The organism is Stappia indica, assembly GCF_001696535.1.
Classification (GTDB): Bacteria; Pseudomonadota; Alphaproteobacteria; order Rhizobiales; family Stappiaceae; genus Stappia; species Stappia indica.
The window spans coordinates 700,791-717,955 of sequence record NZ_MBQE01000001.1; the positions used below are offsets into that span (position 1 = coordinate 700,791).

General features: G+C 67.5%; 15 protein-coding genes. 8 read left to right on the top strand and 7 right to left on the bottom strand.

Annotation, left to right across the window (positions count from 1 at the left end; genetic code table 11):
- Positions 1-54: 54 nt before the first annotated feature.
- The 3 genes from gor to rpiA all read right to left on the bottom strand — a co-directional run bounded on the left by gor (position 55) and on the right by rpiA (position 2,880).
- Positions 55-1,428: a glutathione-disulfide reductase gene (gor, locus tag BBX35_RS03230; protein WP_067215947.1), complete on the bottom strand. Its 1,374-nt coding sequence runs from the start codon at positions 1,426-1,428 to the stop codon at positions 55-57.
- A gap of 142 nt (positions 1,429-1,570) precedes the next feature.
- Positions 1,571-2,086: a DUF2059 domain-containing protein gene (locus BBX35_RS03235; RefSeq protein WP_067218139.1), complete on the bottom strand. Its 516-nt coding sequence runs from the start codon at positions 2,084-2,086 to the stop codon at positions 1,571-1,573.
- Between the two features lie 89 nt (positions 2,087-2,175).
- Positions 2,176-2,880 (bottom strand): ribose-5-phosphate isomerase RpiA, encoded by a 705-nt coding sequence (gene rpiA, locus BBX35_RS03240; protein ID WP_067218142.1) that lies wholly within the window; start codon positions 2,878-2,880, stop codon positions 2,176-2,178.
- Between the two features lie 299 nt (positions 2,881-3,179).
- On the opposite strand from rpiA, the gene BBX35_RS03245 reads away from it, so the two are divergent.
- Positions 3,180-4,979, top strand: coding sequence for a methyl-accepting chemotaxis protein (locus BBX35_RS03245; RefSeq protein ID WP_083205999.1), 1,800 nt, complete (start codon positions 3,180-3,182; stop codon positions 4,977-4,979).
- Positions 4,980-5,132: 153 nt separating this feature from the next.
- Here the strand turns inward: BBX35_RS03245 and gatA are convergent, their stop codons facing one another.
- The 3 genes from gatA to BBX35_RS03260 form a co-directional block, all read right to left on the bottom strand.
- On the bottom strand, positions 5,133-6,608 hold the full coding sequence (gatA, locus tag BBX35_RS03250; protein ID WP_067215950.1) for an Asp-tRNA(Asn)/Glu-tRNA(Gln) amidotransferase subunit GatA: 1,476 nt from the start codon (positions 6,606-6,608) through the stop codon (positions 5,133-5,135).
- 195 nt (positions 6,609-6,803) lie between these two features.
- Entirely contained in the window at positions 6,804-7,091 is a 288-nt protein-coding gene (gene gatC / locus BBX35_RS03255) for an Asp-tRNA(Asn)/Glu-tRNA(Gln) amidotransferase subunit GatC (protein WP_067215953.1), read from the bottom strand.
- 236 nt (positions 7,092-7,327) lie between these two features.
- The gene (locus BBX35_RS03260; protein ID WP_067215955.1) at positions 7,328-7,792 is read right to left on the bottom strand and encodes a hypothetical protein; all 465 of its coding nucleotides are present in this window, start codon (positions 7,790-7,792) and stop codon (positions 7,328-7,330) included.
- Positions 7,793-8,317: 525 nt separating this feature from the next.
- Here BBX35_RS03260 and BBX35_RS03265 point away from each other — a divergent pair.
- Positions 8,318-8,626, top strand: a complete 309-nt coding sequence (locus tag BBX35_RS03265) for a hypothetical protein (RefSeq protein WP_067215958.1) — start codon at positions 8,318-8,320, stop codon at positions 8,624-8,626.
- A gap of 696 nt (positions 8,627-9,322) precedes the next feature.
- Here BBX35_RS03265 and BBX35_RS03270 read toward each other — a convergent pair.
- Positions 9,323-10,030, bottom strand: coding sequence for a metal-dependent hydrolase (locus BBX35_RS03270; protein WP_067215960.1), 708 nt, complete (start codon positions 10,028-10,030; stop codon positions 9,323-9,325).
- A gap of 121 nt (positions 10,031-10,151) precedes the next feature.
- Here BBX35_RS03270 and ruvX point away from each other — a divergent pair, with 121 nt between their 5' ends.
- The 6 genes from ruvX to dprA all read left to right on the top strand — a co-directional run bounded on the left by ruvX (position 10,152) and on the right by dprA (position 16,028).
- Positions 10,152-10,679 carry a Holliday junction resolvase RuvX gene (gene ruvX, locus BBX35_RS03275; RefSeq protein WP_067215962.1) on the top strand — a complete coding sequence of 176 codons (528 nt, stop codon included), beginning with the start codon at positions 10,152-10,154 and terminating at the stop codon, positions 10,677-10,679.
- On the top strand, positions 10,676-11,602 hold the full coding sequence (locus BBX35_RS03280; RefSeq protein ID WP_067215964.1) for an AEC family transporter: 927 nt from the start codon (positions 10,676-10,678) through the stop codon (positions 11,600-11,602). Before ruvX ends, BBX35_RS03280 begins: the two co-directional genes overlap by 4 nt.
- Before the next feature lie 307 nt (positions 11,603-11,909).
- Positions 11,910-12,866, top strand: coding sequence for an aspartate carbamoyltransferase catalytic subunit (locus BBX35_RS03285; protein WP_067215967.1), 957 nt, complete (start codon positions 11,910-11,912; stop codon positions 12,864-12,866).
- Positions 12,867-12,877: 11 nt separating this feature from the next.
- Positions 12,878-14,173: a dihydroorotase gene (locus BBX35_RS03290; protein ID WP_067215969.1), complete on the top strand. Its 1,296-nt coding sequence runs from the start codon at positions 12,878-12,880 to the stop codon at positions 14,171-14,173.
- Between the two features lie 89 nt (positions 14,174-14,262).
- Positions 14,263-14,883, top strand: a complete 621-nt coding sequence (gene plsY / locus BBX35_RS03295) for a glycerol-3-phosphate 1-O-acyltransferase PlsY (protein WP_067215971.1) — start codon at positions 14,263-14,265, stop codon at positions 14,881-14,883.
- A complete protein-coding gene (gene dprA / locus BBX35_RS03300) occupies positions 14,880-16,028 on the top strand; it encodes a DNA-processing protein DprA (RefSeq protein ID WP_067215974.1) in 1,149 nt (382 codons plus the stop codon). Before plsY ends, dprA begins: the two co-directional genes overlap by 4 nt.
- Positions 16,029-17,165: the final 1,137 nt, after the last annotated feature.

Sequence of the window (17,165 nt, forward strand, 5' to 3'; positions counted from 1 at the left end):
AACGGGGAGGCAATCGCCTCCCCGTTTTCATTTCGAAAGCTCGATAGGAGCCGGTCAGGCGCGCAGACGCTCGGTCGGCTCGCGCATCGTCACCAATTCCTCGGCCGCCGTCGGATGCACCGCCATCGTCGCATCGAAGTCGGCCTTGGTGGCGCCCATCCGCAGCGCGATGCCCAGCACCTGCACCAGTTCGCCTGCGTCGTGGCCGAGGATATGCACGCCGAGCACCTTGTCGCTCTCGGGCTCGACCAGCACCTTCATCAGCATCTTCTCGTCGCGGCCCGACAGGGTGTGCTTCATCGGGCGGAAATGCGCCTTGTAGACGTCGACGGCGCCGTATTTCTCCAGCGCCTCGGCTTGGGTCAGGCCGACCGTGCCGATCTCCGGCTGGGAGAACACGGCCGTCGGGATCATCGAGTGATCGGCCGACCACTGCTTGCCGCCATAGACGCTGTCGGCGAAGGCATGGCCCTCGCGGATCGCAACCGGCGTCAGGTTCACCCGGTCGGTGACATCTCCCACCGCGTAGATCGAGGGCACGTTGGTCTGCGAGGCCTCGTCGACGATGATCGCGCCGGACGAGGCCAGCTCTACCCCCGCCGCCTCGAGACCGAGGCCGGCCGTGTTCGGCCGCCGGCCGATCGCGAACATGATCTTGTCCGCGTGCAGCGCCTCGCCCTTGCGGGTATGGCCGATCAGCCCGTCCTCGGTCTTCTCGATAGAGGAGAAGACATCGCCGCACAGGACGCGGATGCCCTTCTTCTCCATTTCCTCGTGCAGGACCTGGCGCAGATCGTCGTCGAAACCGCGAAGAACCTCCTCGCCGCGATAGATCAGCGTCGTCTCCGCACCGAGCCCGGCGAAAATCCCCGCGAACTCGACCGCGATATACCCGCCGCCGGCCACGATCACCCGCTTGGGCAGGTCGGCCAGATGGAAGACTTCGTTGGAGGTGATGACATGCTCGCCACCCGGCAGGGTGGCGTCGACATTCGGCGTCGCACCGACCGCGATCAGGATCCGCTCGGCGCGGATCCGGCGACCGTCGGTCAGGAGATGCACCGTGTGGGCATCTTCCAGCACGGCCCGCGTGTCGAACAGTTCGACGCCCGAGCGCTCCAGGTTGCGGCGATATATCCCCTCGAGCCGGGCGATCTCCCGGTCCTTGGCATCGATCAGCCGCTCCCAGTCGAAGCTGCTCTCGCCGACCTGCCAGCCGAAGCCGGCCGCATCCTCGAATTCCTCCGAGAAGCGCGAGGCGTAGACCATCAGCTTCTTGGGCACGCAGCCGCGGATAACGCAGGTGCCGCCGTAGCGGTATTCCTCGGCAATGCCGACGCGCGCGCCATGGGTGGCCGCGATGCGGGCAGCACGCACGCCGCCCGAGCCGCCGCCGATGACGAACAGGTCGAAGTCGAAATCGCTCATGCCTGGCGCCCTTTCGGCCCTTAGCGTTTTGGAGGAGCCGCGACCGGACGGCCGGACCCGTCGTCCCTGATGACCCGCGCCCTGCCTCGGACGGCATGGCCCCGGCCGGAAGAGGTCCGGCCGGGCTGTCGCCGGCTCAGGCTTACTGAGCCGGAGCTTCCGTCGGCTGGGTCTGCTGGGCGTCCTGGCGCTTGGTCAGTTCCTCGCGCACCAGGGTCACCATCTCGGTCGAGATCGCATCGCCCCACTGCTTGGCAGCGCCGATCGACAGCGCGCGCAGCTCCGGCTCGACGCGGGAGTACTTCTGGCCGAGCGGGGTCTTGTAGAAGTCCGCAAGCTGCTTCAGCTCCTCGACGGTGAAACGGCGGGCCCACACCTCGTAGACGACGCGGTTCAGCTCCGGACGACGGTCGGCGAGCTTCAGCGCCACATCGGTGACAACCTCGTCGATCATCGCCGTGTTGGCCGGATCGTTCTGGATGAACAGGCCGCGGGTACGCTCGGCCATCAGCGGCAGCACGTCATCGAACGCGCGGATCGCCTGCGACGACTGAACGGCCTCGCGCGCTGCAGCGATCTGTTCGTCGGAGAAGGTTTCCTGGGCGGTTGCCGCCTGGGCGAACGAGAGAACCATCGCCGCCGCCGTGGCTGCGGCCATCGCGGACTTCCGGCTGAAAAGAAACATCGGGTACTCCATGAGCAAGTGATCGGGCTCCCGGCCGCTTCGGCCGGGCTGTTCCTTGAAGGTCAGTTTTCCTCGCCGGCTGCGGGGACAAGGCGTTCGACGCCATTCGCCCCGGCCAGATAGGCGACATCTGCGATGCCGAGAAAGAGTCCGTGGTCCACCACCCCCGGGATATCGAGCAGCGCCCGCGACAGGGCATCCGCATCGGTGATCTCGCGCAAATCGATGTCGAGAATATGGTGACCGCCGTCGGTGACAAAGGGCGTATCGCCGCCGCGCAGCAGGATCGGCGCATCGTAACCCAGATCGGCGAGAGCACGGGCAATGGCATTGCGCGTGGCGCCGAGACCGAAGGGCACGACCTCGACCGGCAGCGGGAAGGCGCCGAGCCGCGCCACCTTCTTGCTGGCATCGGCGATGACGATCATGCGCAGCGACGCGGTGGCGACGATCTTCTCGCGCAGCAAGGCACCGCCGCCGCCCTTGATCAGGCGAAGCTGCGGGTCCAGCTCGTCCGCCCCGTCGATGGTGAGATCCAGTTCCGGGCAGGCTTCCAGCGTGGTCAGCGGCACGCCGAGCTCGGTGCACAGCGCCGCGGTGCGCTCCGACGTCGGCACGCCGATCACCGAGAAACCCTCGCGGACCTTCTCCGCCAGCGCGCGGACAAACTGTTCCGCCGTCGACCCGGTGCCGATGCCGAGCCGCATGCCCGACGTCACTTCTTCCAGCGCCGCCTCGGCGGCCTTTCGCTTCAGCTCTTCGCTCATTGCGTCCCGTTCGTCGCCCTCGCGCCGCAGATGCGGCTGTCGCATCCGGCCCGCCCCTATCCTCAGTGCGGCCGTCCGCCGGTGTGGGGCGGGTTTAGCATGGGATCCGCGCAAGGCAAAGAACCAGCGGCACCCGAAGGCGGACGCGGGGCCTGCGGCGGCAACACGTTTTAAGGGCATGGCGAAATGCACACCACTTCCCGCAGCGTTAACCAACAGTTCAAGCAAACGTGTCAGTCTTCCGCACAACAATTTTGCGGATAACGCATCGAGGGCGGGAACGTATCGGAGATCTTGTCATGCGCCTGTTTGCGGCCTCGCGTCGGAAAACCATTGAAATATCCGATATTTTAAAGACTGAGACCACTTCAGGACAGGACAAGCCCGAGGCACCGGCCGACGGGGACAGATCTTCCGGCGCCTCTCTGTCGCTCGCCCGCGACCAGCAGACCGCCCTGACGCTCGATCTCATCGAGTCGGACCTGCGCACCGCCGCCAGCAGCATCGGCACGAGCGCGGAAAACCTGCGCGCCCGCGTCGGCGAGCAGTTGCTGCTGCTGTCGGATATCCGCGGCCACTCCCAGGCTCTGCACAGCGAGACGCGCCACGCCGACGAAACCGCGCAGCAGCTCTCCGCCTCGGTCGAGCAACTGGTCGCGGCGAGCAACGAAATCGACGGACAGGTGCGGAATTCCTCGCGTCTGGCCGAGGAAGCGCGCGAAGTCGCGGACACGGCGAACACCGGTATCCAGGAGCTGAAAAGCGCCATCGACGACATCGCCAACGTGGTCCGCCTGATCTCCGACGTCGCCAAGCAGACCAACTTGCTCGCCCTCAATGCCACCATCGAGGCGGCCCGCGCCGGCGAGGCCGGGCGGGGATTTGCCGTCGTTGCCAACGAGGTGAAGGCGCTGTCGGTGGAGACGCAGAACGCCACCGACGAGATCGTCGCCAACATCGCTCGCCTGCAGACCTCGGCGGAGGGGAGTATCCGTGCGGTCGACCGCATCATCGGCGTCATCGGCGAGATCCTGCCGAGTTTCGCCGCCGTCGCCGAGGCCGTCGGCCAGCAGATGGAAACCTCGCGCTCGGTCGGCGAAACGGCGCGGGAAACCGCCGATTTCGTGCGGGCCGTGACCGAGAAGGTCTCGACCATCGCACAGGCCACCGACAGCGCCGAGCGCGCCGGCGAGGCCGCCGGCGAAGCCTCCCGCTCCATGCTGGCCCTGGGGAATAGTCTGAGCGGCCGGTTCACGATGATGATCCGCCAGACGGCGATCGGCGACCGCCGCCGCGACGACCGGCTGCCGGCGGAACTGACCGGCACCCTCACCCAGGCCGGCCGCAGCATCCGCATCAAGACGCTGGATCTGTCCACGGGCGGCGCGCTGCTTGTCCCGCAGGAGGGCGAGGCGCGCGCAACGAGCGGGCCCGCCACGGTCGAGCTGTCCGGCCTCGGCCGCACCGACCTGCAGGTTGTCGCCGCCTCGGATCTCGGCATGCACTGCGCCTTCGACACGCCGGACGAGACTTTCACCGCGCGCCTTGCCGATCTGCTTGCGCGCGTGCGGGGAGAACTCGCCCCCTCCATCGAGCGCGCGCAGGACGGCGCGCACCGCGTCATCGAGGCGATGGAGGCGGCCATATCCTCCGGCAAGCTGACGCTGGAGGCGCTGTTCGACACGGATTACCAGCCGATTTCCGGCACCAATCCCCGCCAGGTCTCGAACCGCGCCCTTACCGTGCTGGAGCGCATCCTGCCGCCGATCCAGGAGGATATCCTGACCCGTGCCAAGGGCACCGGCCTCGTCTTCTGCGTCGCCGTCGACCGCAACGCCTATCTGCCGGTGCACAATGCGGTCTATTCCCAGCCGCAGCGCCCCGACGATCCGGCGTGGAACGCCGCCAATTGCCGCAACCGGCGGATCTTCGACGACCGCGCGGGACTGAGCGCGGCGCGCAACACCCGCCCCTTCCTGGTGCAGACCTATCCCCGCGACATGGGCAACGGCACGATCATCTGGATGCGCGAGATCGACGCGCCCATCACCGTGGCCGGCCGCCACTGGGGCGGCTTCCGCACCGCCTACAAGCTGTGACGCGCTTGTCGCGAAATCGCATGGACCGAGCACAAAAAAGCAAGGCGCCCGAACGGGTTACCGCCGGGCGCCTTGCTTGCAAAAATTGAGACGGATTTTGCAAAATCCCGCGTCAAAATCGCGAAAATTTGCGCAAACCCTCTCGAAACAGTCTTACCACCACTTGCCCGGCTCGAAGCGGCCGGCAGCCTCCTCGATGACATTGCCGAGGGTGTAGAGCGTCTCCTCGCCGAAGGGACGACCGATCAGCTGCAGGCCGAGCGGCAGACCGGCGCTGTTCAGCCCGGCGGGGACAGCCAGACCCGGCAGGCCGGCCATATTCACGGTCACGGTGAAGACGTCGTTGAGGTACATCTGCACCGGATCGCCGCTGAAGGCGCCCGGCGCGAAGGCCGCGTCCGGCGTTGCCGGTGTCAGGATGGCGTCGACGCCCGCATTGAACGCCTCGTCAAAATCGCGCTTGATCAAAGTGCGGACCTTCTGGGCCCGCAGGTAGTAGGCGTCGTAATAGCCGGCCGACAGCACATAGGTGCCGATCAGGATGCGGCGCTTCACCTCGGAGCCGAAGCCGGCGGCCCGGGTGTTCTCGTACATGTCGGCGATATCCTCGCCCGGCACGCGCAAGCCGTAGCGCACGCCGTCGTAGCGGGCGAGGTTCGAGGACGCCTCGGCCGGAGCGACGATGTAATAGGCCGGCAGCGCATACTTGGTGTGCGGCAGGCTGATCTCGACAATCTCCGCGCCCGCCGCCTTCAGCCAGTCGATGCCCTGCTGCCAGAGCGCGTCGATCTCCGCCGGCAGGCCGTCGACCCGGTACTCGGCCGGAATGCCGATCCGCAGGCCCTTGACCGAACGGCCGATGGCCGCCTCGTAATCCGGCACCGGCAGGTCGACCGAGGTCGTGTCCTTGGCGTCGACCGACGCCATCGAGCGCATCATGATGGCGTTGTCGCGCAGGGTGCGGGTGATCGGGCCGGCCTGGTCGAGCGAGGAAGCATAGGCGACGACGCCCCAGCGCGAGCAGCGGCCATAGGTCGGCTTCATGCCGACCGTGCCGGTGAGCGCGGCGGGCTGGCGGATCGAGCCGCCGGTGTCGGTCGCCGTGGCGCCGGCGCACATGAAGGCCGCGACCGCAGCGGCCGAGCCGCCCGACGAACCGCCGGGAACCAGCGCCTCGGTGGAGCCCTCGCGGCGCCAGGGATTGACCACGTTGCCGTAATGGGAGGTCTCGTTGGACGAGCCCATGGCGAACTCGTCCATGTTGAGCTTGCCCAGCATCACCGCGCCGTCGGCCCAAAGGTTCGCCGTCACGGTCGATTCGTACGGCGGCTTGAACCCGTCGAGAATGTGGCTGCAGGCCTGGGTGTGGACGCCCTCGGTGGCGAACAGGTCCTTGACGCCGAGCGGGATGCCCTCCAGCGCCCCGCCCTCGCCGCGTGCCAGCCGCTCGTCGGAGCGCTTGGCCATTTCGAGCGCCCGGTCGGCGGTGACCGCGACATAGGCGTTGATCGCCGGATTGGCCGCCTCGATGGCCAAAAGATAGGCCGTCGTCAGCTCGCTCGCGGTGATCTCGCGGGCGGCGAGCCGCGCGCGGGCCTCCGTCAGGGTCAGTTTGGTCAGCTCGGTCATCGGGGTCTCGCTCGGACTGGATCTCGCTGGTGGTCTGGGTCGGACGGCGCCCGGCCGTCCCTCGCGCGCCTGATCGTTCGCGCCTGTTTTGTCAGCGCCTGTCTCGCGCTCCGCGCGGCCCGCGTCAAGTGCGACGGGGCAGCGTCCGCATGTCGTCGTCGGGCGAGCTCTCGAAGCCCGCCCGCTCAGACAGGCTTATTCCACCACCTTGGGGACCATGAAGAAATTGTCGTCGGAGGCCGGGGCGTTGGCCACAACCTTTTCCGGATAGCCGCCATCGCTGACGACGTCGGCGCGCTTCTTCATTTCCTGATGGACGACGGAGGTCAGCGGCTCGACGCCGTCCACGTTCACCTCGTCGAGCTGCTCGACGAAGGCCAGGATCGTGTTCAGCTCGCCGGTCATCCGGCTGGCCTCATCGTCCGTGACCTTGACGCGCGCCAGATGGGCGACGCGCTTCACCGTATCGACATCGACGGACATGCGAATTCTCCAACAAGATCAGGCCGTGAAAGGTGCGGGCCTCGCGAACGCCCCTTCCTCCGGATGAAAAGGAGATGGAAAGGACACGCCGCAACGCCGGCAAGCCCGGCCGGCCCGAACGGCCGGCGGGCCGCACCCGCTTGACCGGGCTATATCATCCGCATCCTTCGCCCCGCAAGCCGAAGCCCGCGCGGTCCGCCCTCACCTGCGCTTCAATACGCGCAAGGGCAGCACGATCAGGCGGCGGCGCCCTGCGCAGCAGCCACATGCGCGCCGGATGAGGCATAGGTGGAGGTGTGGGCGAAGGCCGCCGCGCCGCGCCACTGCTCCTCCTCAATGATACGGCCGAGATGCCAGCGCTGGCGGAAGGACACCGTCTCGCGGAAGAAGCGGCCGTCGACCTCGACCCCGTCGAAGCGGCAGGAGAACTCCGCCGTCTCGCCCGCCCGGTCGCAGACGAGCCCGTCGACCGTGCCGCGCAGCATGGTGAAGCGGCGGGCGACCGGCTGCAGCTTGCGCAGGACGGCCTCCAGCCCCTCGGCCGCCGCCGCGCCATTGTCGAACAGGCGAATATCAGGGGCGAAATGCGCCCGCGCCGCGCCGAGAAGATCGCCGCGCGCCAGCGATACCAGATAGTCGTCGAGCCGGCTGCGAAACGGCGAAACGCGAAGGCGGGAGCGAAGCTGAAGGGCAATCGTCATGGCGGCACCTGTTCTGGATCGATGAGAACATTACGAGAACATTCTCCATCTGTCCAGTCGTCAGAACGCCTCTTCAGGACGCGGGCTCACGCCCGCGGCTGATGTCTGGATACCGGATCTCGCGATGGCGCTGGCGCGCCCCGCGGTCCGGCATGACGGAAGTGTGTGGAAGCGGCGCTTGGCTCTATCGCGGGCGCTGCCTACCCCCCTCTGTCGGCTTCGCCGACATCTCCCCCTCAAGGGGGAGACAGGTGCATAAGGCGCGACCGGCGCCCCCTCTCGGAGGTCATCCCCGCCGCAGGCGCAGCCGGAGAGCCGGGCCCCATTGGCAACCTCGGCAGGTGTCTTTCGCTCCAACCTCCCCATGCGTCATTTCGGCCAAGCGAAGCGCGAGCCGGAACCGAAGAGGCGCGGCGTTTGCGGTATCCGCCGGGAACGCCTCTGCCGTACTGCGATCACAATGATGATCGAGATCATCGAGAGCATATTGCGAGCCGTCAGTATTTTTCAGGCACGGAGAGGCCGTTGCTCAAGAACATCGTCATAGCCCTGCTGACCCTGGGCCTTATTTCAGGGTTTTCCGTTTTTCAGAAGAAGCTCTACCGGGCCAGTGTGGAGATTGCCGAAGCCCGCTGCGGCGAGATGGTCAACGCGATGCCGGATCGCGCCGACAGGACCGCATCCGGAACCTGCAAGCTCGTTCACCACGACATCTTCATGAAGCTGGAAATCGAGAACCGCCCGGACATCGTCATGTCTTGCTGGCTCGACTACGGGTTCTGGGGACCGTCCCCGCCATCCGATTGCGAAATCCAGAAAACCCGCGCGAATTAGGCCCGCGCGAATTACGACGGAGAGCTAACCGACAGGCCTCGGCTCGCCGGTCCCGGCTCGGCGCTGACGCACCGTCCGGGATGACGCACGAGAGGTTGGCGGGCAGCAGATGCGAAGGAGAGAGCCGTTCGCCACCCTCTCGGCTGTCATGCCTGCGAAGGCAGGCATCCAGTATCCGCCGGGGCGGATGGTGGCGTGTAAGCCGCCCCGCAGCCTCGGCATGGCTCGCGAGAGGCAATGCCGGAGTTCCGGCCGCACGACCCGGGGTTACTGGTTCCCGGTCTTCGGCTGCGCCGAAACCGGGATGACATCCTGTGGTTGGGGGGCGCGTCAACGGGTCATCGCTCCAACCTCCCCACGCGTCATTCCGGGCAAGCGAAGCGCGACCCGGAACCGGAGAGGCACGGCGTTTACGGTGTCCGCCGGGAGGCTGTCGACAGGCACTCGGCTCGCCGGTCCCGGCTCGGCGCTTGCGCGCCGTCCGGGATGACGAAGGGAGAGGGCTGCGCTCAAGCGCGGGTGCTGCTTACCCCCCTCTGTCGGCTGTGCCGACATCTCCCCCTCAAGGGGGGGAGACGGGTGCTTGAGGCGCGACCAGCGTGCCCTCTCGAAGGTCATCCCCGCCGCAGGCGAAGCCGGAGAGCCGGGAACCAGAGGCGCCGTTGGCGAGGCAGGAGGCGAAAGCCTCCCCCCCCCTCAGACCTCCAGCGAGGCGCCGGGGGCGGTGACCTTCACGCGCGAGCCCTGGTCGCCCATTTCCCGGACGAAGGCATCCGCCGACTGGTCGAGAATCGGGAACGTGCCGAAGTGGCAGGGGATGACCGTGTCGAAGTCGAAGAAGCGGCGGCAGGCGAGCGCGGCCGTGCGCGCACCCATGGTGAAGCGGTCGCCGATGGGCACGATACCGACCTTCGGCGCGTAGAGCTCGTTGACCAGCGCCATGTCGCCGAAAATGTCGGTGTCGCCCATGTGGTAGAGCGTCGGCTGGTCCTTGGCCCGCACGATCAGGCCGTTCGGCTGGCCCATATAGACCGGCGGCCAGCCGCCGGCGAGCGAGGACGAGGTGTGGTGCGCCTGGGTGAGCGAGACCGCGAACGGGCCGACATCGACCGTGCCGCCGCAACCCATCGGGTTGATGTTCTCATGGCCCTGCGACTGGACCCACATGGAGACCTCGAAATTCGCCGTGACCTGGGCGCCGGTCGCCTTGGCGATGGCGATGGTGTCGCCGGTATGGTCGTCATGGCCGTGGGTGAGCAGGATGTGCGTGACGCCCTCGCTGGCCTTCTCGACGCTCATGTCGGACGGGAAGGACGGATTGCCGCTCAGGAACGGGTCGATGAGGATGGTCGCGCCGGGAATTTCGACGCGGAACGCGGCGTGGCCGAGATAGGTGAGCTTCATGATGGCTGCCTTCCTTGAAGCGGAAACGGTGTGTCAACTGTCCCGCTGAAATCTAGCCACCTGACGGCAAACGGCAATCCCGGAGCTGTTCGCCCCTCGCGCGCCGTGCTAAAGCCGCAGGATGTCGAGCGACCCTCTCCTTGCGCTGGAAGACTTTGCAGCGCGCCTTCCCCGTATCGGACGCCTGATCGGTCTCGATCTGGGCACCAAGACCATCGGGCTTGCGCTGTCCGATCTCGGCCGCGGCATCGCCTCGCCGCTGGAGACGATCCGCCGCAAGAAATTCGGCGTCGATGCGGCCGCGCTGCTCGCCATCTGCGCCAAGCACGAGGTTCGCGGACTGGTGCTCGGCCTGCCGCTGAACATGGACGGAACCGAAGGCCCGCGCGTGCAGGCGACCCGCGCCTTTGCCCGCAATCTCGCGGCGCTGACCGACATGCCGATGACCGCCTGGGACGAGCGCCTGTCGACGGCCGCCGTCACCCGCACGCTGATCGACGCCGACCGCTCCCGCGCCCGCCGGGCCGAGCTGGTCGACAAGATGGCCGCCTCCTACATCCTGCAGGGCCTGCTCGACCGCCTCACCTATGGCAGCCTCGACCAGCAGAACGAGAGGCCCTACGACGACCGCGACGACGGGCAGCCATGAACGGCGTCTTCAACGCGCTGATTCCGGTGCTGCTGGTGATCGCCGCCGGCAACATCGTCGCACGCATGGGCCTGATCACCGGCGACCAGTGGCGCGGCATCGAGAAGATCGCCTATTTCCTGCTGTTCCCGGCGCTGATCATCCGCACGGTCGTGCAGACCGACTTCATGGCGATCCCGGCCCTGGGCATGAGCGCGGCGCTGGTCCTGTCGATCTTCGCCATGTCGGCGCTGGCGCTGGCGCTGCAGCCGCTTCTGAAGACGCGATTCGGCGTCGACGGGCCGCGCTTCAGCTCAATCTTTCAGGGCGCGACCCGCTGGAACACCTTCGTCGCCCTGGCCATCGCCGACGAGCTGCTGGGCCGCGAGGGCGTCGCGCTGCTGGCGGTGGCGGTGGTGGCGATGATCCCGCTGCTCAACATCATCAACGTGCTGGTGCTGGCACGCTTCGCCAGCGGCACGCAGCCGGGTGCCGGCCGCATCGCGCTGGATCTGGCGAAAAACCCGCTGATCTGGTCGACCGCCCTCGGGCTGGTGCTCAACGTCATCGGCGTGCCGCTGCCGCGCTTCGCCGATTCGACGCTGCAGATCCTCGGCAATGCGGCGCTGCCCATCGGCATCGTCTGCGTCGGCGCCGGGCTGAACCTTGCCGCCCTGCGCCGCCCCGGCCCGGCGCTCGCCACCGCAACCGTGCTGAAGCTGGCGGTGATGCCGGTCTTCGGCTTCCTCTTCGCCCTGCTGCTCGGGCTGGACGGGCCGGCGCTTTCGGCGGTGATCATCGCCATGTCCGTGCCGTCCGCCGGCAACTCCTACCTGCTTGCCCGCCAGATGGGGGGCGATGCGCCGCTGATGGCCGAGATCCTGACCATGCAGACTGTGCTGGCGGCTGTCACCATGCCGCTGGCCCTGCTGCTCGCTCACTAGTGTGGTGAATTTGAAATACGCCTTGTTCTTGCAGCACACTCAGAGCGTATTTCAAATTCGAAAACCACACTAGAAACATAAACTTGCTAGTCACCCCTTTGAATCTGAAGTTCGTTCAGAGCATGCCGCGGACGTCGACGAACTTCAGATTCGGGCGACTAGGCAAACACGCTCTCACGGCCATCTGGCGCGGCTTTCTGCGCTCGCCGTGCTCATGCACCTGAATTCGGCTCGATGGCCACCGCCGGTGGAGAACCCCTCGCCGCGCTTGAGCCGGGCCAAGGAAGCACCTATAGGGTTGGCTTTAATGAGCGCTCATCATCCCCCCCTCGCGGAGCTTTATCCGCACCGTCACCTCCTCGGCATCGAGGGCCTGCAGCCCAACGAGATCGTCGCGCTGCTCGACCAGGCGGAAGCCGCCGTCGAAATCAGCCGGCAGGTCGAGAAGAAAAAGGCCGTTCTGCGCGGCCGGACCCAGATCAACCTGTTCTTCGAGGCCTCGACGCGGACCCAGTCCTCGTTCGAGATCGCCGGCAAACGGCTCGGGGCCGACGTCATGAACATGTCGGTCGCCTCGTCCTCGGTGAAGAAGGGCGAGACGCTGATCGACACGGCGGCAACGCTGAACGCCATGCATCCCGACATCATCGTCGTGCGCCACCACGCCGCCGGCGCGGTGCACCTGCTGGCGCAGAAGGTCGGCTGCTCGGTGGTCAATGCCGGCGACGGCGCGCACGAGCACCCGACCCAGGCGCTGCTGGACGCGCTGACCATCCGCCGCCACAAGGGCAGCATCGCCGGGCTGACGGTGGCGATCTGCGGCGACATCCTGCATTCGCGCGTCGCCCGCTCCAACATCATCCTGCTCAACGCGCTCGGCGCGCGGGTGCGCATCGTCGCCCCCTCGACGCTGCTGCCGAACGGCATCGCCCAGATGGGCGTCGAAGTGTTCCAGGACATGCGCAAGGGGCTGGCCGGCGCCGACATCGTGATGATGCTGCGCCTGCAGCGCGAGCGCATGCAGGGCGCCTTCATCCCCTCCGTGCGCGAGTATTTCCGCTATTACGGCCTCGACCGCGACAAGCTGGCGGAGGCCGCAGAGGACGCGCTGGTGATGCATCCCGGCCCGATGAACCGGGGCGTGGAGATCGATCCGGAAATCGCCGACGGGCCGCAAAGCCTGATCCGCGAGCAGGTCGAGATGGGCGTTGCCGTGCGCATGGCCGTCCTCGAGGCGCTCGCCGCCCATCTGCCGAACAAGTGAGGAGCCCGGCCATGGCAAACCCGCAGAGCCCGATCCTCCTCACGAATGCCCGGGTGATCGACCCGGCAAGCGGCCTCGACGCGCCCGGCAGCGTGCTGATCGAGAACGGACGCATCACCGCCGCAGGACCGGCGGCGCAGAACCAGGGCGCACCCGAGGGAACTGAGGTGATCGACGTTGCCGGCGCGGTGGTCGCCCCCGGCCTCGTCGACATGGGCGTCACAGTGGGCGAGCCCGGCGCCGAGCACCGCGAGACGCTGGCCAGCGCCAGCCAGGCGGCAGCGGCCGGCGGCGTCACCACCATCGTCACCTCCCCCGACACGGACCCGGTGATCGACGACCCGGCGCTTGTCGACTTCGTGCTGCGCCGCGCCCGCGACACGGCCTGCGTCAATGTCCATCCCTTCGCCGCGCTGACCAAGCACCTGGCTGGCGAGGAAATGAGCGAGATCGGCCTGCTGCAGGAAGCCGGCGCCGTCGCCTTCTCCAACGGCCACCGCTCGGTCACCCATGCCGGCATCATGCGCCGGCTGATGACCTATGCCCGCGACTTCGGCGCGCTCGTCGTGCACCACACCGAGGATCCGGCGCTGTCGGGCTCCGGCGTCATCAACGAGAGCCTGTCGGCGAGCTGGAAGGGCCTGCCGGCAAGCCCCCGCGAGGCCGAGATCATCATGGTCGAGCGCGACCTGCGGCTCGCCGCGCTGACGCGCGGGCGCTACCATGCGCAGTCGATCTCCTGTGCCGAGAGCACCAAGGCGGTCGCCCGGGCCAAGGCGGACGGGCTCGACGTCACCTGCGGCATCACCGTCAACCACCTGACGCTGAACGAGAACGACATCGGCCCCTACCGGACCTTCTTCAAGATGTCGCCGCCGCTGCGCTCGGAAGACGAACGCCAGGCGATGATCGCAGCGCTCGCCGACGGCACCATCGACGTGATCGTCTCGGGCCACGACCCGCAGGACGTGGAGACCAAGCGCCATCCCTTCGCCGAGGCCGCCGACGGCGCCATCGGCCTGGAAACGCTGCTGGCCGCCGGCCTGCGCCTCGTCCATTCCGGCGAGATCGGCCTTGCCACCCTGCTCGCGGCGATGACCTGCAACCCGGCCCGCCGGCTGGGCCTCGATGCCGGGCGCCTTGCGGCAGGCGCCCCGGCCGACGTGGTGGTGTTCGATCCCGACCGGCCCTGGGTGCTGGACAAGACGCGGCTGAAGTCGCGCTCCAAGAACACCCCGTTCGAGGACGCGCGCTTCTCCGGCGAGGTGCTGCACACCATCGTCGCCGGACGGATCGTGACGCCCTGAGACCCGCGAGAAACGCTGCGGAAAACCGGATTTCCCTTTTCGATCCGATGTTCTAGAGTTACATCGTCGCCGCAACCGGAGGCTGCACGTTGCCCGATCCGATCAGCTGGGCCCTTGCCTGGCCCTACTACCTGACTGCGCTCGTTTTCGGCTATCTGCTGGGCTCGATTCCGTTCGGGCTGATCATCACGCGGCTGGCGGGCCAGGGCGACATCCGCAAGATCGGCTCCGGCAATATCGGCACCACCAACGTGCTGCGCACCGGCAAGAAGCACTTGGCCGCCCTCACCCTCCTCGGCGACATGCTGAAGGGCACGGTGGCCGTGCTGGTGGCCAGCCGCTACGGCGGACCGGACCCGGCGGTGATCGCCGCCTTCGGCGCCTTCATCGGCCATATCTTTCCGGTCTGGCTGCGCTTTCGCGGCGGCAAGGGCGTTGCCACCTATCTCGGCATCCTGCTTGGCCTCTACTGGCCGGCGGCGCTCGCCTTCGCCGCGATCTGGGTCGCGGTCGCCTTCGTGACGCGCTACTCCTCCGCCTCTGCCCTGGTGGCGAGCCTTGCCACCCCGGTGCTGCTGTGGTTCGTCTTCGACCGGGCGCAGGTCGCCGAGCTGATGGCGCTGCTTTCGGTCATCCTGTGGGCCAAGCATCACGAGAATATCGGCCGCCTGCTCAAGGGCACCGAAGGCCGGATCGGCCAGAAGGGATGAGTTCAGGCGCGACCGGGCGCGGTCGCGCCCTCTCCGACCGCCAGCGCCTGGCCTGGCTGCGCCTGATCCGCTCCGAGAATGTCGGCCCGGTCACCTTCCGCGAACTGATCAACCACACCGGCTCGGCCGAGGCGGCGCTCGCCGCCCTGCCCGAACTCTCCCGCCGCGGCGGCAAGCGCACCATTCGCATCGCCTCGCAGGCCGACGCGGAGCGCGAGATCGAGGCGCTGGCGCGGATCGGCGGACACCTGCGGGCGCTCGGCGAATACGGCTACCCGCCCCTGCTGCGCCATGTCGACGGCGCGCCGCCGCTGATCTCCGTGCTCGGCTCCGACGACCGGCTGGCCGACAGCGCCGCCATCGCCATGGTCGGCGCGCGCAATGCCTCGCTCGCCGGACAGAAGATCGCGACCGAGATCGCCGGCGACCTGTCGGCGCGCGGCTACACCGTGGTCTCGGGGCTGGCGCGCGGCATCGATGCAGCGGCGCACCGGGCCGCCCTGGCGGAGGGAACCGCCGCGGTGCTGGCCGGCGGCGTCGACATCATCTACCCGCCGGAAAACCGCGAGCTCTATCACGAGATCGCCGCCCGGGGCGGCGCCATCGTCAGCGAGATGCCCTTCGGCTGGAAGCCGCGGGCCCGCGACTTCCCCCGCCGCAACCGGCTGATCTCCGGCATGTCGCTGGCAACGGTGCTGATCGAGGCGGCGCGCGGCTCCGGCTCGCTGCACACCGCGCGCTTTGCCGCCGAGCAGAACCGCGAGGTCTTCGTGGTGCCCGGCTCGCCGCTCGATCCGCGCTCGGAAGGCGGCAACCGGCTGATACGCGACGGTGCAACGCTGGTGACGAGCGGCGCCGACGTGCTGGAAAGCCTGGGGCCACGGCGCATCGCCGAAGAGGCGCCGGGTCTCGACATCGAGGAGCCGGGCGCAGGCGGCGGTCCCGTCCGGCCGCCCGAGGTGGACGACAGCGAGCGCGGCCGCGTGCTGTCCGCGCTGGGAGCAGCGCCGGTCGAGGTCGACGAGCTGATCCGTTACACCGGCCTTCCGGCGCGCATCGTCCACGTGATCCTGCTGGAACTGGAGCTTGCCGGACGGCTGGAGCGCCATCGCGGCCAACGCATCAGCCTGATCGACGGGCGCTGACCAGGACGCGGGCAGCGGCGGACGGACACCCGGCGAATGCCGGCGCGAGGGAGTGTCCCGAGGAAAGGCCCGCGAAAACTGGCCACGAAACCCGGCCCCGGGGGAGAGCAACGCCGCCGCCATGCGCCGCGCATGCTCCCCCCGCCCTCAGCGGTCCGATTGCCGGCGTCTGCGTTTCGCCCCGCAGCTTCGGCATTCATTCCGCAAGAGCCAAAACGAGTTTGGATTGCACCTCCGCAAAGCACAACCAGAATTTCAACCAGAAAGGGCGCGCGGGTTGTACGATAGATATATAAACTGGAACACAACCTCTGATACGGCTCACCGCCTGCCGGCTTTCTCCGTTCCCGAGCGCTCCATCTCCGCGTGCCGATCGAAGGCCTCGACCCGCGCCATTTCAAGCAAATATGCAAGGAATTCCATATCGTTATTGGACGCAAGGTCCCTCAGCTCGCGGCAGATCTGGGCGCAGTAGCGAGCAGCCTCAGAGCGGTCATTCTGTGGATCTATCGGCATTGTGTGACCCGGTTGTTGGCCTGACGAGGCATCGCGGAAGGTTTATACAACCATTGATTTTATACAATCATAGTACACGTCAAAAACGACGGCTGGCAAGGATGCGGCACGATATTCGCGTGACATGCCCGCAACTTGCGCAGTTTTACGGACCTGGCAGGCAGGCTTTCCACGGATCGCGGCCGAATGGCGGCCAGGATTGCCGCGATGCACCCGTTTCCGGGCAGGTTGCAGAAGGGGCTTCACGCCGCTTCGCGCGCAATCGAGACTGACGACAACCGCAGGGCGAGTCGCTGCGTGGCCTCTTCGAAGAGCACAATCGCCGGGCGAGGACGAATGGCGCCCTCGGCGGGAATGGGTGGTGAGTGCGGGGGTGTTCCGGAGTGCCTTCGCGAGGCACTCGGCTCTCCGGTCCCGGGTCGCGCTTCGCTTGCCCGGGATGACGAACCGAGAGGACGGTGCGTGGGGGAAGAGCATGTCGCAGCCACACTCTCGGCTGTCATACCTGCGACAAGCAGGTATCCAGTATCCGCCGGGGCGGATGGTGGCGCGAGGGCGGCTGCCCGGCTTCGGCGCGGGGCGCGCGCCGCGACGACGGGGCTTGAGCCGAACCGTTCGGGG